This window comes from Hymenobacter arcticus (assembly GCF_054779975.1).
Map to the genome: position 1 here is coordinate 1 of NZ_BAAGXF010000003.1, position 20,378 is coordinate 20,378.

A 20,378-nucleotide genomic window follows, 5' to 3' on the forward strand; every position below is an offset into this window, starting at 1 on the left:
AAGCCTGGCTGCTCATTGCCAACATGACCATGTGCCTCAACCGCTTAGCGCCTGCTTAATTCCCTAACACCCTCTTAGACCGTCGCAGTCGGCTTATTAGCGGTGAGCAATTAGTTGGCTTGGCTAATGCCAATGAGATATTATCCGATTTAGGTACGCCTAATTTTTTAGCCAGAATGAAGAGGTGGTTTAGGTAGATACCTAATAGAATTAGGTATCCCTAAATCTACCATACTTTCACTCTGAACTTGTGCCCACACTCAAGTTTCGCGTGTTGTTACTGCGGGTGCAGGCTGGCATTTTGGGCAGATGTACGTAGCCCGGCCGCCCACGTAGAATTTTTCGATTTTTACCTTGGGGTGACGTGGGCAAAAGGTGTGCGCATCGCTGCCCGGCGTGGCCGAATCGTCCCACTCGCGGGCGTGGATGAGAAACGACTTGGGAAAGTGTCGGTAGTTGGCCTCGTGCTGAATAGCCGTGGTGAGTACCAACTGAATGGCGGCGTACAGGGCAGTGGTTTCTTTCTCAGAAATGGAATTGCCCAGTCGCTCGGGGTGGATTTTAGCCTGGAATAATACCTCGTCCACAATCCAGTTGCCGAGGCCGGCGGTGAGGCTTTGGTCAAGTAGCAGCGGCTTTACGAATACCCGGCGGCGACTAAGTTTCTGGTGCAGCTCGGCGGCGGTGATGAGCAGCGCGTCGGGGCCCAGCTTCTTGGCTTTTTGGTAGGCTTCGACGCTCTCGGCCAGCCGAATACGACCAAATTTGCGCGGGTCAATAAACGCTAGGTTCAGGCCCGAGTCGCCCAACTGCCAAGCCACGCGGGTGAAGCGCGGGGCGTCGGGCGCATCGCGGAAAGCGCCGATATCGCCGGTCATGCCGAAGTGCAGTACCAGCAGGTGGCCGTCGTCCAGCTTCACAAAACAGTTTTTGCCCAGCCGGCCGGTGCCGGTAATGATGCGACCCAGCAGGGCGGTGCGCAACTCGTCTTCGGGCACGGCCAGCACGTGCTTGTCGCGCACATCGAGGCCGGTAATCTGTTGTCCCACAGCCACTTCCTCAATAAAGCGGCGGTAGGTTTCTACCTCGGGTAATTCGGGCATTTTTTACAGTTATCAATTAGCAGTTAGCAGTCATCATATGGGTTAACGGCTTTCACCGGCTAAGGATACCAGCCTAAAAGGATGATAACTGCTAATTGTTGACTGATAACTGAAATCAGTCGTGCAGCTTGGCTACACGCTGGCCCTCCTGGTTGTACACGTCGCCGCGGGGCGTCACGAACAGGGAGTGCTGCTGACTGTCTTCGAGCACGAAGGGGAAGGCGGCGTTGCCGGTGCGGCGCAGGTGGCCCACCACCTGGGCGTCGCGCACGCGGTCATTTTCGTCCTCGTCGTTGCTGCTTTCGTCGGCCAAGCGCACCACGTTGAGGGTGCTAGTGAGGTAAAACGGCACCTCGGGGTTGTCGCGGAAAGTGAGCTGGCCCACCACGCGCACCGGCGCGTTGCTGTCGGCCCGCGTGAGCGCCACGGTGGTAGCTGAGCTGTTATCGGCGCTAGTTGGCTCTTGGTAAACAGGATAAACTGGCTGTGGCTGCTGCACCGGGCGCGGGGCTATGGCAATGGGCTGGGCCGAGGGCTGCGCGCGGCCGGTTTGGTTGCTGGCCATAATCTGGGCGGTGGCGCGGCTCCAGCCGCGGCCGATGGCAGCCAGACGCGGGGCGCGGCCGGGGTGGGTAGCCGAGCCCTCATTGGGCGACACGGTAGCCATGGCGGCCTGCGCCTGGGCCAGGCTGGCCCCCAGGCGGCGCAGCACGAAGCCCGAAAACTCGTCGGCCTCCAGCTCGTCTTCGGGCTGCGAGCCGCCAGCGCGCAGCGTGTGGCCGTTGAGGTGGTGGCCCATTTCGTGGGCCAGAATGCTAATGCCCGCCCAGTCGGTGTGGCCGGCGCGGTTCACGGCTGCCAGAAAGGCGGGGTTATAAAGCAGGTAGCGCCGGCCGCCATACACCACGGCGGCGGCGTTATCTACTTGGGTAGTAGCGCGCAGCTCGAAGCGCGGCTGCAAGCCTACGGCCTCGGTAATCTCGCGGATGATGCCCGCAGCCTGGCTGGCCGGCAGGTCGGTGGCGGGTGTTTGGGCCGCGGCGGGCTGCGCCAGTGGGCTGAGTAAAAATGCCGGCAGGGCCAGCACAGCGGCTAGCCGACGAAAAGAGCGGGGAAGCATAGGCATGGAAAAGCGGGGCAAGGACAAGTGTACTAGGCAATTTCAGCGCCAGAAAAAAGAGCCGGCGGGCGGCGGGCGGGGGCACACCTACACAACGCTAGCCAGCACCTTTTTCGTTTAACTAATCGGCGGCCGGCGTTGGCCGTTTTTTTACGATTTTCCTATGGCATCAGCCACTCCTCCCGCCACGCCGGCCGTGCGCGTGCGACCCAGCACTCCATTGCGTCTTGCCGACATCGACCCGGCTAGCAACAAGCCATTCGACCACAAAAAGAAGGTGGAAAAACGCCTTGAAGAGCTGCGCGAGCAACTCAGCGAGTACCAAGACCGGCTCTATGCTGAGCACCGCCAAAGCCTGCTGCTGGTGTTTCAGGCCATCGACACGGGTGGTAAGGATGGCACTATTCGCAACTTGCTCACGGGCGTGAACCCGGCCGGTATTGAGGTAACGGCTTTCAAAGTGCCTAGTAGCGAAGAGCTTAACCACGATTTCTTGTGGCGCATTCATCAGCACACGCCGGGGCGGGGCCACATTGGCGTGTTCAACCGCTCGCACTACGAGGATGTGCTCGTGACGCGCGTGCACGGCCTCATCGAGCCCTTCACCTGGCAGCAGCGCTACCAGGACATCAACCACTTCGAGCAGCTGCTCACGCACAGCGGCACGCGGGTGCTCAAGTTTTTTCTGCACATTTCGAAGGATGAGCAGGCCCGCCGGCTGCAAGCCCGCCTCGACAACGCGAAAAAACGTTGGAAATTCGAGCCCGGCGACCTTAAGGAGCGCCAGCACTGGGACGCCTACCAGATAGCCTACCAGGAGGCGCTGGCCGCTACCTCCACGCCCGAGTGCCCGTGGTACGTCATCCCGGCCAACGACAAGCGCGCCCGCGACCAAGCCATTGCCGAAATTGTAGTAGCCGCCCTGGCCGAAATGAACCCGCAGCCGCCCGCCGCAACGTTTGATGTGGCTGCGCAAATTATTGAGTAAGCACTTATTATTAATTTGTCATGCTGAGCTTGCGAAGCATCTTATCACGTTTGAACGGCTTGTTATAGGGTGATAAGATGCTTCGCAAGCTCAGCATGACAAATTAAAAAAGCCCCTTCTGTTAGTGCAGGAGGAGCTTTTTATCAAAAAAAACTGAGCGTTAATTCATCCACAGCGTGGCTACTGACTCGAAGCGGTGGGAGGCAAATGCGCCGTAGGGCCGCTCGGCATAAAAGCCCAGCACGTGTACGTGGGGCTGGCCGGTGCGCACGTGGGGCAGCACCTGCACCGGGTACACGCGGCCGGCCGTGGGCCAGTCGCCGATGTAGCCGGCGGGGCGGGCAGTATCGTCGATGCAGCGGGCAAACTGCTGCACGGGCAGGGGGGTTGGGAGCTGGGTCTTACGCATAGCCAAAGATACAAAAGAAAGCTTGAAAAACTAAAAATATTGGCAACTAAAACTAGGCGTAAAATAGGGCAATAGACGGGCTTTAAGCAACAACGAAGACTTCCCAGGCACTGGCATAAGCACGGCGGGCGGCACTACTAAAAAACAAGGCTAACAAGTGTTTGTTTAGGCCCCTATTTACGTTGCGACTGTACCTGTCGGATTGGGGGTAGCGCCCTGGCCTGGCCGCCCCGGTGGGTGCCATTGCGCGGGGGCAGGAGCTGGTTCTGAGCCACCGCCAGGGCAATGGCTTAGGCGACGCTGCGCGGCAACTAAGCGCTTACCTTGCAGGGAATAGGGCCAGCCGGCAGTTTCAACTAACTGCCCGATAGCTTTATTTTCTCCCCTATCTACACTGGAGCTAATTTTTTGCACCGGAGCCGCCCCGCCAAGTGGTGTGGACCCTGTCGCCCGCACCCTGCTTGCCCATGAGTATTAAAAAACTAGTTACCGGCATCACCGCTTTCGACCACATTTCGGCCGGTGGCCTGCCCTACGGCCGCACTACCCTAATTTCGGGCAGCTCGGGCTGCGGCAAAACGCTGTTTGGCGCGCAGTTTCTGGCCATGGGCATTCAGTTGTTTGGCCAGGCGGGGGTGTTTGTCACGTTTGAGGAGCAGGTGGAGGATATTCGCATCAACCTGCGCACCCTGAACTGGGATATTGATGCCTGGGAGCGCGACGGCAAATGGGTATTCGTAGATGCCTCCCAGAAGGACGACGACACGCTGACCGTGGGCGACTACGACCTCAGCGGCTTTCAGGTGCGGCTGGAGCGGGCCATTACCAAGTGCCAGGCCAAGCGCGTGGTGCTCGACTCGATTGGCAGCGTGTTCAGCCAGTTCCAGGAAATAAACTCCATCCGGCACGAGCTTTTTAAGGTGACGCTGGCGCTGGGCCGCCTCGATACTACCTCCATCATTACCACCGAGCGCACCGAGGAGTACGGCAAGGTGTCGCGGCTGGGCGTGGAGGAATTTCTAACTGACAATGTCATCATTCTGCGCAATGTGCTGAGCGAGGAAAAGCGGCGGCGCACCATCGAAATTCTTAAGTTTCGGGGCAGCGCCCACGAGAAGGGCGAAAATCTGTTCACCATTCACCCCGAACAGGCCATCGTCATCATCCCGCTCTCGGCCATGGACCTCAAATACCGCTCGTCGGGCGTGCGCGTGACCTCGGGCGTGGCCAAGCTGGATGAAATGTGCGGCGGCGGCTTCTACCGCGATTCCATCATCTTGGTCAGCGGCTCCATCGGGGCGGGCAAAACGCTGCTGGTGGCCAATTTTATCGACGGCATTCGCGAAAAAGACGAGCGCTGCCTGCTGCTGGCTTTTGAGGAAAGCCGCGAGCAATTATTTCGCAATGCTACCGGCTGGGGCCAGGACTTTGCCAAGCTCGAAGACGATGGCTACCTCAAGGTGGTTTGCCTCTACCCGGAGGTAGCGTCGCTGGAAGACCATCTACTTAATATCCAAGAGATTGTGCGGGAGTTTAAGCCCGACCGCATTGCCATCGACAGCCTGTCGGCGCTCTCGCGCACGAGCACCGACAAGGCGTTTCGCGAGTTTATTATCGCCCTCACGTCCTTCCTCAAGCACCAGGAAATCACGGGCATGTTCACCGTCACCACCACGCTGCTCTCGGGCGGCACCTCCGACACCGAGGGCAACATCTCGCCGCTCACCGACACTATTATTTTGCTGCGTTACGTCGAAATGTCGGGCGAAATGCACCGTAGCCTATCAGTCCTCAAAATGCGCGGCTCCAAGCACGATTCCTCCATCCGGGGCTTCACTATTGATGATAAAGGTATCAATATCGGCGAGCCGTTTACTGGGGTCAGCGGTATTTTAACTGGTATTCCAATTAGAGGATAATTGCTTGATTTACTGATAGTTAATAAACAAATAAATTAGCCTTAATTCTACTTATCCATCATGAGTAAATACGCGTTGCAGCTTTATATCAACGGCAAAAATCATATTTCGGTGGAGGCCGTCGATATACTGACTACTATTTGCCGGGAAAAATTAAACGGGGAATATTACCTGGAAATAATTGATATCCAAGAGCAGCCCGACCGCGCGGAGGAGGCGGGCATTATGGCCATTCCCACGCTAATCCGCAAATGGCCCCTGCCCGTGACGCGCCTGATTGGGGCGCTCACAGTGCGCTCGCGGGTGCTGGCCGGCCTGGGCTTGTCGAGCTTGGAGCCGGCGGCCTAGCACTTGCTAACGCTTATTCAGGTCGAGGGCCTGGTAGGCGATGAGCAGGTCGGTGCGGGTTCCCGGCGGGCGGTAGTACACCAGCAGGTCGTACTGGTTTTCGGTTTCCTGGTGGGTACCCTCAAAGTACACTTCGTCGGGGGCGGCGCCGGCCCGCTTAGGAGCCACGGCGTAGCTGTAGTTGTAGTAGCCCTGCTTGAGTAGCGCCCGGCCCGTATAGCGCTGTTGCAGGGAGTCATACGTCAGCCGAAACTCCTCCTTGAGCTGCCAGTCGCTGAGCGCACCCAGCACGTACACCGGGCCGGGCGCGGGCTTGTCGGCCTTCAGGTTGAAGGTGACCATGGCGTAGTCGCCGTTGTACGCACCGTTGCCAAACTCGCGGTTTTCGAACACGCGCTGGCCGTTGGCATCCACGTACTGGTTGTAGGCCAGGCCGTTGCGGGTGGTTTCGGGCAGCAGCTCTACCTGCACGGGTGCGGCCTGGCGCAGCAGGCGGGCCACGCCCAGGCCGTTGGCTTGCAGCGAGCGCATATCGAAGTAGCGGTACTCGCTGAGGCCGGCAAAGGCGTTTTCGTAGTTGATGTACTGGTATTCGAGCACGCGCTCGGCATCGCGCACGAAGGTGGGCGCCAGGTTGTAGTGGGCATTGTCCCAGCGGTAGTTTTGGCGCAGCACCACCTTCACCTCCGCGGCCGGATTTACCAGCTGCACGGCGCTGTAGTTGATGTTGAAATTGAGCTGCTGGTAAGCATAGCGGGCATCGATGCCACCGGCCAAAATGCCTTGCTGCAAGTTGGCAACTACCTGACTATCATAGACCAACATGCGGCGCGACACCAGCGGTACACCGGCCGCGTTTTGCACCACCAGCACGTAGTTGCCGCTGAGCTTCACGCGCGGCACTTGCAGCGCGTAGTGGTAATAGGGCGTTTTGGTATTGACCGAGATGCGGTAGTTGGTGAGCGTAAACTCGTTTATCTCGCTCAAAAACTGCATGTCCGTAATCTGCGAGGGCGTCCAGCCCAGGTCGCAGTGCACGAGCTTGGCCGTGAGACGCGGAGCCTGCTCGCCGAGCACGTCAAACTCCAGCGTTACGGACTGCTCCTGGCTCAGGGGCACAATGGGGGGCAGCAGCACGTCGTTGGCCTGCGCGGTGGGCACGTAGCACTGCACGCTGCGCACGCTGGGGTCATAGATGTAGTCCTGGTAGCGCAGGGTGCGGTCGGCGTAGTATTCGGCGGGCCGCTGCTGGCTCACGGGGGCGTTGGGGTTGGTGATGGGCGTGCCCAGCGGCACGCAGCCGGTGGCAAGTAGCAGCAGCGGGTAGGAGAGGAGGCGAAAGCGCATGGGGCGAAAGTTACGGCTTAGCCCGTCGGTGCGTATCCGCTTAGCCAGTACTTTCGCCCGGTGGCAAGCGCCTAGTAAGTGGAGGCTCACTGGTAGTTTACTAAAAGCCCGGCCAATAACCAGAAAATAAAGCTAATGCCCGATAAAAATATAACCCCCGAGTTTCTAAAGACTAAGAAGCATTTTGAAATCCTGGATAGCTTAAGAGGTTTGGCCGCGGTGCTGGTAGTTGTTTATCACTTTGCGGAAATTGCTATTACTGATGTAAGTAAAAATTTCATCTGGCACGGCTTTTTAGCAGTAGATTTCTTCTTTTGTTTGTCTGGTTTTGTAATGGCGTATGCGTATGATAATCGGATAGCTAGTATGGGGATAATGTCTTTCATTAAGCTGCGATTAATTCGCTTGCATCCGCTTATTATTATTGGCTCGGTCTTGGGGCTACTTACTTTTTTGATTGACCCTTACAGTAATCTCTATGCGGTGTATGGCTTTAGGCAAACAGCGTTGCTATTTATAACGTCGTCTTTTTTAATTCCTTACCCCATAATGCCCGAGCGGTTTTTTAATCTGTTCAGTTTAAACGCACCCGTTTGGTCATTGTTTTGGGAGTATGTTGCTAACATACTGTATGCGACCATTTTAATAAAAGCCACCAAAAAAGTGCTGGTGTTATTGATTTCAGTAGCGGTAGGGGGCATTTGGTATGTGGGCGTGCACGCTGGTAATGTGAGCGGCGGCTGGGCTGGAGCGAATTTTCTTGATGGCTTCGCTCGGGTTTCGTTTTCCTTTTTAGCGGGCATGTTGATTTACCGCTCCAACTGGATAATTAGCAATAAGCTGGGTTTGCCGGGCATGAGTGCTTTATTAATAGGGGCGTTCTTAATACCTTATAGCGCACAGTGGAATTGGCTGACGGAACCAATCCTGATAATCGTTTATCTGCCCCTGCTAGTTTCCTTAGGCGCGGGCGCAAGCTTAACGAACAAGTATCAAAAAATAAACAGGTTTTCCGGTAGTATCTCTTATCCGCTCTACATGGTTCATTACCCGTTTGTATGGGTATTTTTGACGTATGTGGCAACGCAAAAGCCCAGCGTAGCGCAGTTGAGCTGGGTAATTCCCGTTTCCATTCTTCTCCTCATAGGTTTTGCCTACCTGGTTTTCAGGTTTTTGGATTTTCCAGTGCGGCGCTATCTAATGAAGAGGTTAAAGACTAACATAATTAAGTTGCATTAAGCTTATTGTTAAGTAAAACGGATAAACTTAAGCGGTGAGAAGCGGAAATATGGCCCTGGCTTAGTCGGGGCCGCGCCGGATGCTACTTTCGCCGGGCCAGCCAACCCGTTCATCGGCGCCGCGAGGCGGCAACCCGGCGGGGCTCTGCGGCTAGCGTCGGGCAGGGGTAGCAACGCAGGGCCCCGCCGTTGCCCAGTCCTACTACTCACCCTATAATGAGCGCCGCAACCCGCCGCTCCGTTACCTATGAGCCTGCTACCCTTTATAAAACAGCTCGACCATCAGCCCAACGCCACGCGCCGAGCGCTGATTACGGAACAGCTCAATGAGCTAAACGTCAATTATATAGAGCAGCCGTATGCCACCGGCACCAACCTGGTGGTAAACCTGGGCCAGGTTGAGCACAAAATTGGGGTGGGCACGCACTTCGACCGGGTAACGGACTCGGGCGGGGCCAACGATAATGGCTCGGCCATCGCCGTGGCCCTCGATATTATTCGCCGGCACCAGGAAAGCGGCAGCGCGGCTGGCGTGCGGGTGTTCTTTTTCGACGAGGAAGAAACGGGCCTGAAGGGCTCGCAGGCCTACGTGGCGCAGTATGGCACCCAGGACCTGGCGGGCTTGCTCAACCTAGAGCTGGTGGGCATGGGCGATAAGCTGGCGCTGTGGCCCGTAGAGGCGGCGCGGCAGGGGCCGCTGCTCAGCGCGTTCGAGGCCACGGCGCGGCGGCAGCACGTGTGCGTCAGCCGGTTTGGCCAGCTCGTGACGAACACTGCCGACCACGTACCTTTTCGTAGCGCCGGGCTAGCCGATGCCTTTACCATCACCTGCATCACCGACCAGGATGTGGCAGTTGCGCAACGCTATTTTGCGGCGATGGCGAAGCAGGCTCCCCTGCCGGCCCTGTACGAAATATTGGTGCAGGCTCCCCTCTTTCAGCACTACCACCAGCCCACCGATACCTACGAAAAGCTGAGCGAAGCCGCCTTAGCCATGACCTCGGCCGCCGTGTGGGATACGATTCAGGCGATGCAATAAATGTCGCGCAGGCCGCGACGCGCCTAAGCAGACCAAGCCGCTGATTTATAAGTACCCATTACCGCTTAGTAGTTATCCTGATTATCACCAATAAACGGAACTCAAGCCTTCGCTGTATGAACCAAAAAACGCTTTTCTTAAGTCTGGTTATTTCGGTAGCCTGTAGCTCCTGCTCCGTTAAAATAGCTTCGCTGGTTGATAAAACTCCCGAGCAAATTCAAGCTGCTTATAAAGTAACGAAGGATGTAGCCTATGGGGCTGATAAGGAGCAGGTGATGGATATTTACCTGGCGGACAATACCAGGAAATTAAAGAATAAAAATTACACCATCGTTTTTCTGCACGGTGGTGGATATTACATCAGTGATAAGGCGCGGGAGGAACGCTACATTCAGCCTTATTTGAAAAAGGGGATGAATGTAATCAACTTGAATTACCGAATTAAACGCGGTATTCCTGTTGCCACGGAAGATTTAACCTACGCCCTGAATTTCCTGAAAGCGCACAACGACACGTACCACCTGAATTTAGACCGGATAATTCTGACGGGCTTTTCGGCCGGCGCGCACATTGCCAGTATGGTAGCAGTTACGGCCAACGACCCGACTTATCCCAACAAGCTGGACGCGGGAATCAAGATTGCCGGGGTTGTCAACTTCTCTGGCCCGGTTGATGGGCTAGACGTGGTAGAGAAGGTGTTTATGAGCAACGAGGTGCCCATTATGAAGGAAATCGGTTTTGCGCTTTTCCCGGCGACCACCGAGTATGCGCCCAAGGAGTTTATTCGAAAATATGAGCCAATAACGTATTTCGATAAAAACGACCCGCCATTTTTTATCTGGCACGGCGGCAAAGACGACCAGGTGCCGCCCGAAACCTTTGAGAAATTTGTGGGGCTGCTCAACGAAGACAAGCAAAAGAACGAAGTGCTTTTTTTGCCTGAAGGTCTTCACAGTCCTAACTCCAATGAGTTGAAAGACGCTTACGTGGAGATATTTAAGTTTCTGGACAAAAAATAGCGCACAATTAGAGGTTGTAGAAAAATTAATTCCACGCAAAAGCCCCGTTAGAAACGCACGGTTTCTAACGGGGCTTTTGCGTGGAATTAATTTTTCTACATCTCGGCTAGCATTTCCCAGCGGTCGTTCAACCGCACCAGCTCCTTTTTGACTTGCTCAAATTTCATGGTCGCGTCTTTGAGCTGCGCGGTATTCTGGTAGATTTTGGGGTCGGCCAGCTGCTTTTCGTACACAGCCAGTTCCTTCTCCGTTTTGTCGATGCTGGCCTCGACCTCGGCTAGCTCGCGCAGGGCCTTCTTCTGGTCGGGCGAAGCGGTTTTAGCGGGCATCGCTTCGGCTTTGGGCTCGGCTTTAGGGGCGGCCTTGGGGGCTTTAATAGCGGGGCCGCCGGCCAGCTTCTCGGCCTTGGCGCGGTCGTCCTGCCAGCGCTCGTACTCGTGGTAGGTGCCGGGGTATTCCTTGAGTTGGAAATCCTCGATAAACCAGATTTTGGTGGCCACGTTCTCCACGAAGTAGCGGTCGTGGCTAATCACGATAAACGTGCCCTCGTACTGCTCCAGGGCCTGAATGAGGATGTTGACCGACTGCATGTCCAAGTGGTTGGTCGGTTCGTCGAGCAGCAGGAAGTTGGCTTCCGAAATCAGGGTTTTGGCCAGGGCCACGCGGCTTTTTTCGCCGCCGCTCAGCACCTTGATTTTCTTGTACACGTCGTCGCCCGTGAACAGGAACGAGCCGAGCACGCCGCGCAGCTCCATCTCGTTGCGCTTGCTGCCGGCGTTGTTCATCTCCTGGATAATCTCGTTGTCCACGCTCAGGCTTTCGAGCTGGTGCTGCGCGTAGAACGCCATGATGACGTTGTGACCCAGCTGGTGGCGGCCGGCGGTAGGCTCCTCGGCTCCGGCCACGAGGCGCATGAGCGTCGATTTGCCCTTGCCGTTGGCCCCAATGAGCGCGATTTTATCGCCCCGCTCGATGTGCACGTTGGTGTCGCGGAAAATGAGCTTGTCGCCGTACTGCTTGCCCACGTGCTCCATGCGCAGGATGTGGCGGCCGGGCTGCTGGGTGAAGGTGAACTTGAAGTTGACCTTGGCGGCGTCGGGCGCTACGGCCTCGATGCGGTCCAGCTTATCGAGGGCCTTCACGCGGCTCTGGGCCTGCTTGGCCTTGCTGGCGCTGGCCTTGAAGCGCTCGATAAAGCGCTCGGCCTGCTTGATGGCCGCCTGCTGGTTGTCGTAGGCGCCCTGCTGAATTTCGGTGCGTAACACCTTCTCTTCCTGGTAGAACGAGTAGTTGCCGGCGTAGGGGTTGAGTTTGCCACCGCTCACTTCCACGGTCGTGTTGGTGGTGCCGTCGAGGAATTCGCGGTCGTGGCTCACGATGATAACCGCGCCTTCGTAGCCGGCCAGGTAGTTCTCAATCCACTTGATACTCGGCAGGTCCAAGTGGTTGGTGGGCTCGTCAAGCAGCAGCAGCGAAGGCTGTTGCAGCAGGATTTTGGCCAGCATCACGCGCATGCGCCAGCCACCCGAAAACGTCTTGAGCGGCTTCTGCAAGTCGTCGGTCGAGAAGCCCAGGCCTTCGAGAATTTCCTCGGCTTTCGACTGCATGGTGTAGCCGCCCAGCGCCTCAAACCGCTCCTGCAAGGTGGCCAGCTTATCGGCCAGCTCGTCGCGGTAGTCGGTTTCAAACTCCAGCAATACCGCGTCGATTTTCTTCTGCAGCTCCAGCGCCTCGGCAAAGGCCTGCATGGCCACTATCAGGATGGACTCGTGCGAATCATAGCTCAGCAAGTCCTGGTTCAAAAAGCCCAGGCTCACCTCTTTGCTCATCGAGATGGAGCCGCCGTCGGGGCGGTACTCGCCCACGAGCAGGCGCAGCAGCGTCGATTTGCCGGTGCCGTTGAGGCCCACCAGGCCAATTTTATCCTTGGGTTTGATGTGCAGGCTGGCCCGGTCGTAGAGGGTGCGGGAGCCAAAATGGAAGTCGAGGTCGGAAATTGAAATCATGGCGGGGCCGGCTGCGGCCACTGAAAGCGAAGGGAGGCGTGCGGAGGCGCGGCGCTAAATGCACCGCGGGCCAGACACTAATGGCCGGGCAAAGATACGGACGGGCCGGGGGTGGCCGAATACCCAATAGCAGGCGGCTGGGCTGATGTTCGATGGGAAAGTCAGCCAGACCTTATGCATAATAGCTTTCCCGCTGAGTTACGCGGAAGTAAAACGCTGAAGTTTGCTGAGCTTTATTGCCGAACTCAGCGAACCTCAGTGCTTTACCTCCGCGTAACTCAGCGGGAAAGCTATCTCGCGCAAGTGCCGGTGTAAGTCCTGTCAGCATGACAAACGTGAGCATCCCCCACCTTTGCCCCATGCAAGCCGCTACCAGCCCCGAAACCATCCTGCTCATCGACGACGAAAACCAGCTGCGCGGCATCACGGCGCGGCTATTAGAGTTGGAAGGCTACACCGTGCTGCAAGCCCCCGACGCCTACCGCGGCCTGGCGCTGCTGGCCGAGCACGCCGCGGATATTATCCTCATTCTCTGCGATGTAAAGCTGCCCGATGCCCACGGCGTAGAGCTGTTGCCGCGCTTCAAGCAAAAGGCTCCGCTGGCCGAAGTAGTGCTGCTGACCGCCTACGGCACAGTGCCCGACAGCGTGCGCGCCATGAAGGCCGGGGCTTTCGACTACCTCACCAAGGGCGACTCCGACGACCAGCTGGTGGTGGTGGTAGACCGCGCCGTGGCCAAGGCGCGCCTCCAGCGCCGGGTGGCCGAGCTGGAAAAGCAGGTGGGCCAACGCGCTACGTTTGAGACGATTATTGGTCACGCGCCGGCCCTGGAAGCGGCCAAGCACCTGGCCCGCCAGGTGGCGCCCACCGAGGCCACCGTGCTGCTCGAAGGCCCTACCGGCTCGGGCAAGGAGCTGTTTGCGCAGGCTATTCACGAGGCTAGCGCGCGGCGCGCCAAGCCCTTCGTGGCCGTCAATTGCAGCGCTTTTTCCAAAGATTTGCTGGAATCGGAGCTGTTTGGCTACAAAAAGGGTGCTTTTACCGGGGCGATGGCTGACAAAAAAGGTCTGATTGAGGAGGCCAGCGGCGGCACCCTTTTCCTGGATGAAATAGGGGAGTTGGAGCTGAGTTTGCAAGCCAAGCTACTGCGAGTGCTTGAAAGTCAAGAATTTATCAAGGTGGGTGATACCAAGCCCACCCGCGCCAACGTACGCGTGGTGGCTGCCACCAACCGCAGCCTGCGGCAGGAGGCCGAGCAGGGCCATTTCCGGCCCGATTTGTACTACCGCCTCTCGGTGTTTGTGGTGCCGGTGCCACCGCTCAGCGCCCGCCGCGCCGACGTGCCCGAACTGACGGCCAGCTTCTTGCGCTACTTTGCCGGCAAGCTGCGTCGTGGCGTGCTGGTGCCCACCGAGGCCGCCTTGCAGCTGCTGCAAGCCTACCCCTGGCCCGGCAATGTGCGCGAGTTGCGCAACGTGCTGGAGCGCGCCGCCATCCTCACGCCGGCCGGCCAGCCGCTCGACGTGGCCGGCCTGCCCTTAGAGGTGCAGCTGGCCGCCGCGCCCGGTGCCAGCGCCAGCCTGGCCCTCGAAGACGAGCGCAGCCTGCGTAACGCCGAGATGCACCACATCCGGCGCATCTTGCTGGAAGTGAGTGGCAACAAGGCCGAGGCGGCGCGGGTGCTGGGCATTGCGCACACCACACTCTACCGCAAAATTCAGGAGTACGGGCTGTAGGCGCGGGCCCTGGCCAGTCTGCCAGCGCAAGCCCGCCCAATGGCACCAGCTGGCCGCTTAGCGCTGCACCGCGTGCACGGGCAGGTCACCGTTGAACTCGCCGTGGGCGGCCCATAGGTCGTAGGCCGCCACCGATAGGCGCTCGGCCATGAAGGGGCGCATGGCATAGCCCCGGCACTCCAGGCAGTAGCGCAGAAAATCGGGTTCGGCCTGGCTGGTGGTGAAACCGCGGGCCAGCACGTCGGCCTGGCGGGCCTGGGGCAGCGCGCCCAGCCAGTCGTAGAAGTCGGTGGCCGTGAGGGGGAAGTCGCTGGTTTGGGCGTAGTACGCCTTGGCGGCGTGGGTGATTTCGGTGAGCAGGTCGGACATAGAGCAAAGGCCCCGGCTTAAGTAGGGGAGGGGCACGCACAACCTGCCCAAATGCGGGGCCAACCGCCCCAAAAGGCCGCTAGCGGGCCCGCCAGGCCGGTTGGCGGCGGGCGCGGGGCCTAGCACTTTGCACAATGCACTAGCGAAATGATAGCCCGCCAGGGGAGGCTATGTGGCTGCTGAAAAGCCAGCGTTTTACATAAGTAGCTAGCTAAAAAATAGTTGTGTAAGGCCGGGTAGGCCCACGGCCCCGCTGGCCCCGGCCTTGCAATGGTAGGGCAGGCCAGTTGCTGGCCACTGCTTAACCCCTTACCCAAATGACTTCCCTAGAAACGGCCGACTTGCTCACGGCCGAATTCCCCGAGCTTTCCGCCGATTTGCACGCGCCCCACATGCTGGGCAGCGTGTACCGCCAGCTCGACTGCTTTGCCGCCTTCACCCGCCGCGCTTTTGCCGCCGGGCGGCTGGAGGTGCTGCGCCACTGCTTTGCCGTGGCCGACAGCCTGCTGCGCCACGCCGACCGCTACCTCACCAACGCCCTCCACAACGTGTACCTGCACGGCCTGCACCTCGACGGCAGCACTGCCGATACGCACCTGGCCCGGCAGCTCATGCCCGCCCACTTGTACGCGGCCTACTGCCACCCTCACACCAATATGCTGCCCTAACTGCGCCTCACGCCGGGCTAGCGTTTTGCAAAGCACCCTAGCAAAACGCTAGCATCGGGCCCGCCCGGCGGCACCTTGCAAACGATGCTGTTGAAAATTATTTACTTGTAAAGCAGTTAGTTAGGTTAGTTGCGTGGTGGTTGCCCCCGCTTCGGGCCGTGGCTTGCCACCGCTGTTACCGCCGCTGCTGCTAGCGGCTTAGCCACTCTTTCCAACCAATGACACCGCTCCTGATGATTCCCCTGCTCACGGCCGCCGGCCTGGCCGGTTTCTGGCTCTTCCGCCGCTCGGTTGACTTTTTCGACCACATCTAACCCCCATTTTCTGCCATGATGCTCGCCCTATTGCTGCTATCGATAGCCACATTTGGCTACTTGTGCTACGTGCTGCTGAAGCCGGAAAAATTCTGAAAAACAGTTGGTAGTTGTGTGTCGGTAATTATCAGATTTTTAAGGTTTTATCTCTGAAAATTCAATTAATAACCCCTGCCTGCCAACGACCACCTGACAACTAGCAACCATGAACAAAGAACTACTCGGCATCCTGGTCATTTTTCTGACTACGGTGCTGCTGGCCGTGCCGCTGGGCCGCTACCTGGCCACCATTTATAGGGGCGATAAAAGCTGGTCCGATTTCCTGCTGCCCTTCGAGCGCCTGCTCTACCGCTTGGGCGGCGTGCGCCCCGAGCGCGAAATGAATTGGCAGCAGCACCTGCTGGCGCTGCTGGCCATCAACCTGGTGTGGTTTGGCTGGGCCATGTTCGTGCTCTGCACCCAGGGCAGCCTGCCCCTCAACCCCGACCACAACCCCAGCATGACGCCTGACCAGGCGTTTAACACGGCCATTTCCTTCCTGGTGAACTGCAACTTGCAGCACTACTCGGGCGAGTCGGGGGCCACGTACTTCTCGCAGGTATTCTGCCTGATGTTCCTGCAATTCGTGACGGCCGCTACCGGCATGGCTGCTTGCGTGGTGGTATTCAATGCGTTGCGCGAAGGCGCCGGCGACAAGCTCGGCAACTTCTATGTGTATTTTGTGCGCAGCATCACCCGCGTGTTGCTGCCGCTGTCGCTCATTGTAGCGCTAGTGGTAGCTTTTCAGGGCACGCCCATGACGTGGCAGGCCAAGGCCCCGGTAATTACCATGCAGGGCGACAGCACCTTCGTGAGCCGCGGCCCGGCCGCCGCCATGATTGGCATCAAGCAAATCGGCACCAACGGCGGCGGCTACTTCGGCGTGAACTCGGCCCACCCGCTCGAAAACCCGACTTACCTCACCAATGCCGTTGAAAACATTGCTATCATCCTCATTCCCATCGCGATGGCCCTGGCCTTCGGCTACTACCTGCGCCGGCCCAAGCTGGGCTGGATGGTGTTTGGGGTGATGACGGCCGGCTACTTGCTGCTGCAATTGCCCACTGTGTACCTCGAAATGCACGGCAACCCGGCTATCACCCACATGGGCGTCGACCAAAGCCTGGGCTCGCTCGAAGGCAAGGAAATGCGCCTCGGTGCGCCGGCCTCGGCGCTCTGGGCCATCACTACCACCGTCACCAGCAACGGCTCGGTCAACGCCATGCACGACTCGCTCACGCCCCTTTCGGGCATGAACGCGCTGCTCGGCATGATGACCAACGCCTTCTACGGCGGGGTAGGGGTGGGCTTCCTCAACTTCTTCATCTTCATCATTGTCGCCGTGTTTATCTCGGGGCTGATGGTGGGGCGCACGCCCGAGTTTTTGGGCAAGAAGATTGAGGCCCGCGAGATGAAAATTGCCATCCTCATTGCGCTCTTGCACCCGCTGCTCATTCTGGCGGGCACGGCCCTGGCGGCCCACCTCTACACCGGCAACCCCACCGAGTACGCCGGCTGGCTGGCCAACCCCGGCTACCACGGCTTCTCCGAAATGCTCTACGAGTACACCTCCTCGGCCGCCAACAACGGCTCGGGCTTTGAGGGCCTCGGCGACAACACGCCCTGGTGGAACATCAGTACCGGCGTGGTGCTGCTGCTCTCGCGCTACCTGCCTATCATCGGCCCGGTGGCCATTGCCGGCCTGCTGGCCCGCAAAAAATTCATTCCCGAAAGCGCCGGCACCCTGCGCACCGACACCGGCACCTTCGGCGTGATGGTCTTCTTCGTGATTTGGATTATCGCCGCGCTCGCCTTTTTCCCGGCCCTGGCCCTGGGCCCGCTGGCCGAGCACTTCACGCTGTACGCCAGGTAAGCTGTTAGCTAGCAGCTGTTAGCTGTTAGCGCTCTCGTCTGGCTTTCAATTTATTCTCTGTTAAGAGCTGGCAGCTAATAGCTGCTAGCTAACAGCTCAAGAAAATGGCAACCCAATCCCAATCCCTCTTTCAACCCGCGCTCGTGGCCGAGGCCACCAAGCAAGCCTTCGTGAAGCTTGACCCGCGCATCATGTTCCGCAACCCGGTGATGTTCACCGTGGAAATCGGCACCGTGGTGATGTTCCTGGTCACAGTCGGCTTGCTGCTCAAGCCCGATGCGGCGCAGGGCAGCTTCGGTTACAACTTCACGGTGTTTATCGTGCTGTTTCTCACCCTTTTATTTGCCAATTTTGCCGAGGCTATTGCCGAGGCGCGCGGCAAGGCCCAGGCCGATTCGCTGCGCAAAACCCGCCAGGATACGCCCGCCAAGGTGCGCCAGCCCGACGGCAGCATCACGAGCGTGAGCTCGGCGCAGCTGCAAAAAGGTCAGGTATTCATTGTGGAAGCCGGTGAAATCATCCCCACCGATGGCGAGATTATCGAGGGCCTGGCCACCATCGACGAGTCGGCCATCACCGGCGAGTCGGCCCCGGTTATCCGCGAGTCGGGCGGCGATAAGTCGTCGGTCACGGGCGGTACCAAGGTGCTCTCCGACCGCATCGTGGTGCTGGTGACCACCGCGCCCGGCGAGTCGTTTCTCGATAAGATGATTGCGCTGGTCGAAGGCGCGTCGCGCCAGAAAACGCCCAACGAAATCGCCCTTACGATTCTACTGGCCGGGTTTACGCTGGTGTTTGTTATTGTGTGCGTAACGTTGCAGCCGTTCGCGGCCTACTCGAACACGCCCATTGCGGTGGCCTCGTTCATTGCCCTGTTTGTGTGTTTGATTCCGACTACCATTGGCGGGCTGCTCTCGGCCATCGGCATTGCGGGCATGGACCGCGCCCTGCGGGCTAACGTTATCACCAAGAGCGGCAAAGCCGTGGAAACGGCCGGCGACATCGACGTGCTGCTGCTCGATAAAACGGGCACTATCACCATCGGCAACCGCCGGGCCACGCACTTCTGGCCCGCCCCCGGCGTGAGCGAGCGTGAGCTGGTAGAAGCCGCCACGCTCAGCTCCCTGCACGACGAAACCCCCGAGGGCAAGAGCATTGTGGAGTTGGCCCAGCAAGTACGCCGCACCGATGCCGCCGACCTAAAGCTGCGCGCTGAAGGCAGCGAGGCCATTAAGTTCACGGCCGAAACGCGCAGTTCGGGCGTGACCCTGGCCAACGGCCTACGCATCCGCAAGGGGGCGTCCGATGCCATCCGCATTCTGGCCAACGCCGCCAGCCAGGAGTTTCCCAACGAAACCACCCAGCAGGTGGCGGCCGTGGCCAACAACGGCGGTACCCCGCTGGTAGTGAGCGAGAACGACCGCATCCTGGGCGTGGTAGAACTCCAGGACATCATCAAGCCCGGCATTCAGGAGCGCTTCGAGCGGTTGCGCAAAATGGGCATCAAAACCGTGATGGTGACCGGCGATAACCCCCTCACCGCCAAGTTTATCGCCGAAAAAGCCGGCGTGGACGACTTCATCGCCGAGGCTAAGCCCGAGGACAAGATGCAGTACATCCGGGCCGAGCAGCAGGCTGGTAAGCTGGTGGCCATGATGGGCGACGGCACCAACGACGCCCCCGCCCTGGCCCAGGCCGACGTGGGAGTAGCCATGAACTCGGGCACCCAGGCCGCCAAGGAAGCCGGCAACATGGTAGACCTCGACAACGACCCCACCAAACTCATTGAGGTAGTGGAGATTGGCAAGCAGTTGCTCATGACGCGCGGCACGCTCACCACCTTCTCCATCGCCAACGACGTGGCCAAGTACTTCGCCATTGTGCCCGCCTTGTTCATGGTGGCCATCCCGGCCCTGGGCGCGCTCAACATCATGGGCCTGAAGTCGCCGCAGTCGGCCATTCTCTCGGCCGTTATTTTCAACGCCCTCATCATCCCGGCGCTGGTGCCGCTGGCCCTCAAGGGCGTGGCCTACACGCCGGTGGGTGCGTCGGCGCTGCTGCGCCGCAACCTGCTCATTTACGGGCTCGGTGGGGTAGTGGTGCCATTTATCGGCATCAAAGTCATTGACCTGATAGTGGGCGTGTTTATGTAAAACGGAGTGGCACTCCGTTTCCGTTCGCGCCGGTAGCGCCTTGTTAAACAACGACAAACGGAGTACCACTCCGCTTCACCTTTTGAAACCATGAAATCCCAATTCTTAACCGCCCTGCGCCTCACGCTCACCATGATGGTGCTGTGCTGCGGCATTTACCCCGCCATTGTGTGGGCCGCCGCCCAGCTGGCTCCTGGCCATGGCGAAGGCGTGCAAGTCACCCAAAACGGCCGCCTCGTGGGCTTCGCCAACGTGGGCCAGCGCTTTGATAAGCCCGAGTATTTCAACTCGCGGCCCTCGGCGGCCAGCTACCACGCCGACGGCTCCAGCGGCTCCAACAAGGGGCCGTCTAACCCCGATTATTTGAAGGAAGTGCAGGCCCGCCTCGATACTTTTTTGGTGAAAAACCCCGGCGTGCCGCGCGCCAACGTGCCGGCCGAGCTGCTCACGGCCAGCGGCTCGGGCCTCGACCCCGACCTCTCGCCCCAGGGCGCGCTGGTGCAGGTGGCGCGGGTGGCCAAAGCCCGCAACCTAGCCCCCGCCCAGGTGCAGGCGCTGGTGCAGCAGCACGTGGTGCCCAGCCTGCTTGGGCCCAGCAAAGTGAATGTGCTGGCCCTCAACCTGGCCCTCGACGGGCTGGGCAGTGCCCGCTAGGTTTCTTTAGTTTTTATTCGTTGGTAGCTTAGTTTA

The 20,378-nt window shown here is 58.8% G+C and carries 18 protein-coding genes; 12 read left to right on the plus strand and 6 right to left on the minus strand.

Annotated features, from left to right (window positions below; all coding sequences use genetic code 11):
* Positions 1 to 260 precede the first annotated feature (260 nt).
* Together ACYVGC_RS06485 and ACYVGC_RS06490 are read right to left on the minus strand one after the other, a co-directional pair.
* Positions 261 to 1,103, minus strand: coding sequence for an Fpg/Nei family DNA glycosylase (locus ACYVGC_RS06485; RefSeq protein WP_460582996.1), 843 nt, complete (start codon positions 1,101 to 1,103; stop codon positions 261 to 263).
* Positions 1,104 to 1,218: 115 nt separating this feature from the next.
* Positions 1,219 to 2,223, minus strand: a complete 1,005-nt coding sequence (locus tag ACYVGC_RS06490; RefSeq protein ID WP_460582997.1) for a M48 family metalloprotease — start codon at positions 2,221 to 2,223, stop codon at positions 1,219 to 1,221.
* A gap of 163 nt (positions 2,224 to 2,386) precedes the next feature.
* Here ACYVGC_RS06490 and ACYVGC_RS06495 point away from each other — a divergent pair, with 163 nt between their 5' ends.
* Positions 2,387 to 3,211: a polyphosphate kinase 2 family protein gene (locus ACYVGC_RS06495; RefSeq protein WP_460582998.1), complete on the plus strand. Its 825-nt coding sequence runs from the start codon at positions 2,387 to 2,389 to the stop codon at positions 3,209 to 3,211.
* Positions 3,212 to 3,371: 160 nt separating this feature from the next.
* Here the strand turns inward: ACYVGC_RS06495 and ACYVGC_RS06500 are convergent, their stop codons facing one another.
* Positions 3,372 to 3,620 (minus strand): hypothetical protein, encoded by a 249-nt coding sequence (locus ACYVGC_RS06500; RefSeq protein WP_460582999.1) that lies wholly within the window; start codon positions 3,618 to 3,620, stop codon positions 3,372 to 3,374.
* A 467-nt stretch (positions 3,621 to 4,087) separates the two neighbouring features.
* Here ACYVGC_RS06500 and kaiC point away from each other — a divergent pair, with 467 nt between their 5' ends.
* Together kaiC and ACYVGC_RS06510 are read left to right on the plus strand one after the other, a co-directional pair.
* Positions 4,088 to 5,539 carry a KaiC family protein gene (gene kaiC / locus ACYVGC_RS06505; RefSeq protein ID WP_460583000.1) on the plus strand — a complete coding sequence of 484 codons (1,452 nt, stop codon included), beginning with the start codon at positions 4,088 to 4,090 and terminating at the stop codon, positions 5,537 to 5,539.
* Positions 5,540 to 5,599: 60 nt separating this feature from the next.
* Positions 5,600 to 5,887 carry a circadian clock KaiB family protein gene (locus ACYVGC_RS06510; RefSeq protein WP_460583001.1) on the plus strand — a complete coding sequence of 96 codons (288 nt, stop codon included), beginning with the start codon at positions 5,600 to 5,602 and terminating at the stop codon, positions 5,885 to 5,887.
* Between the two features lie 6 nt (positions 5,888 to 5,893).
* Here the strand turns inward: ACYVGC_RS06510 and ACYVGC_RS06515 are convergent, their stop codons facing one another.
* Positions 5,894 to 7,234: a DUF5103 domain-containing protein gene (locus tag ACYVGC_RS06515; protein ID WP_460583002.1), complete on the minus strand. Its 1,341-nt coding sequence runs from the start codon at positions 7,232 to 7,234 to the stop codon at positions 5,894 to 5,896.
* A gap of 135 nt (positions 7,235 to 7,369) precedes the next feature.
* On the opposite strand from ACYVGC_RS06515, the gene ACYVGC_RS06520 reads away from it, so the two are divergent.
* The 3 genes from ACYVGC_RS06520 to ACYVGC_RS06530 all read left to right on the plus strand — a co-directional run bounded on the left by ACYVGC_RS06520 (position 7,370) and on the right by ACYVGC_RS06530 (position 10,530).
* Positions 7,370 to 8,473: an acyltransferase family protein gene (locus ACYVGC_RS06520; protein ID WP_460583003.1), complete on the plus strand. Its 1,104-nt coding sequence runs from the start codon at positions 7,370 to 7,372 to the stop codon at positions 8,471 to 8,473.
* Between the two features lie 246 nt (positions 8,474 to 8,719).
* A complete protein-coding gene (locus ACYVGC_RS06525) occupies positions 8,720 to 9,511 on the plus strand; it encodes a M28 family metallopeptidase (RefSeq protein WP_460583004.1) in 792 nt (263 codons plus the stop codon).
* Between the two features lie 116 nt (positions 9,512 to 9,627).
* Positions 9,628 to 10,530, plus strand: a complete 903-nt coding sequence (locus ACYVGC_RS06530; RefSeq protein ID WP_460583005.1) for an alpha/beta hydrolase fold domain-containing protein — start codon at positions 9,628 to 9,630, stop codon at positions 10,528 to 10,530.
* Positions 10,531 to 10,625: 95 nt separating this feature from the next.
* On the opposite strand, the gene ACYVGC_RS06535 is transcribed toward ACYVGC_RS06530, so the two are convergent.
* Positions 10,626 to 12,536: an ABC-F family ATP-binding cassette domain-containing protein gene (locus ACYVGC_RS06535; protein WP_460583006.1), complete on the minus strand. Its 1,911-nt coding sequence runs from the start codon at positions 12,534 to 12,536 to the stop codon at positions 10,626 to 10,628.
* 359 nt (positions 12,537 to 12,895) lie between these two features.
* Here ACYVGC_RS06535 and ACYVGC_RS06540 point away from each other — a divergent pair, with 359 nt between their 5' ends.
* Positions 12,896 to 14,272: a sigma-54-dependent transcriptional regulator gene (locus ACYVGC_RS06540; protein WP_460583007.1), complete on the plus strand. Its 1,377-nt coding sequence runs from the start codon at positions 12,896 to 12,898 to the stop codon at positions 14,270 to 14,272.
* Positions 14,273 to 14,329: 57 nt separating this feature from the next.
* Here ACYVGC_RS06540 and ACYVGC_RS06545 read toward each other — a convergent pair whose 3' ends face one another.
* Positions 14,330 to 14,641 carry a hypothetical protein gene (locus tag ACYVGC_RS06545; protein WP_460583008.1) on the minus strand — a complete coding sequence of 104 codons (312 nt, stop codon included), beginning with the start codon at positions 14,639 to 14,641 and terminating at the stop codon, positions 14,330 to 14,332.
* 317 nt (positions 14,642 to 14,958) lie between these two features.
* On the opposite strand from ACYVGC_RS06545, the gene ACYVGC_RS06550 reads away from it, so the two are divergent.
* The 5 genes from ACYVGC_RS06550 (at position 14,959) to kdpC (ending at position 20,342) form a co-directional block, all read left to right on the plus strand.
* Entirely contained in the window at positions 14,959 to 15,309 is a 351-nt protein-coding gene (locus tag ACYVGC_RS06550) for a DUF7674 family protein (protein WP_460583009.1), read from the plus strand.
* 332 nt (positions 15,310 to 15,641) lie between these two features.
* Positions 15,642 to 15,719 carry a K(+)-transporting ATPase subunit F gene (kdpF, locus tag ACYVGC_RS06555; protein ID WP_460583411.1) on the plus strand — a complete coding sequence of 26 codons (78 nt, stop codon included), beginning with the start codon at positions 15,642 to 15,644 and terminating at the stop codon, positions 15,717 to 15,719.
* Between the two features lie 109 nt (positions 15,720 to 15,828).
* Complete coding sequence (gene kdpA, locus ACYVGC_RS06560) at positions 15,829 to 17,535, plus strand: potassium-transporting ATPase subunit KdpA (RefSeq protein ID WP_460583010.1); 1,707 nt, start codon at positions 15,829 to 15,831, stop codon at positions 17,533 to 17,535.
* 104 nt (positions 17,536 to 17,639) lie between these two features.
* The gene (kdpB, locus tag ACYVGC_RS06565; protein WP_460583011.1) at positions 17,640 to 19,688 is read left to right on the plus strand and encodes a potassium-transporting ATPase subunit KdpB; all 2,049 of its coding nucleotides are present in this window, start codon (positions 17,640 to 17,642) and stop codon (positions 19,686 to 19,688) included.
* Positions 19,689 to 19,778: 90 nt separating this feature from the next.
* Positions 19,779 to 20,342 carry a potassium-transporting ATPase subunit C gene (gene kdpC / locus ACYVGC_RS06570; protein WP_460583012.1) on the plus strand — a complete coding sequence of 188 codons (564 nt, stop codon included), beginning with the start codon at positions 19,779 to 19,781 and terminating at the stop codon, positions 20,340 to 20,342.
* Positions 20,343 to 20,378 lie beyond the last annotated feature (36 nt).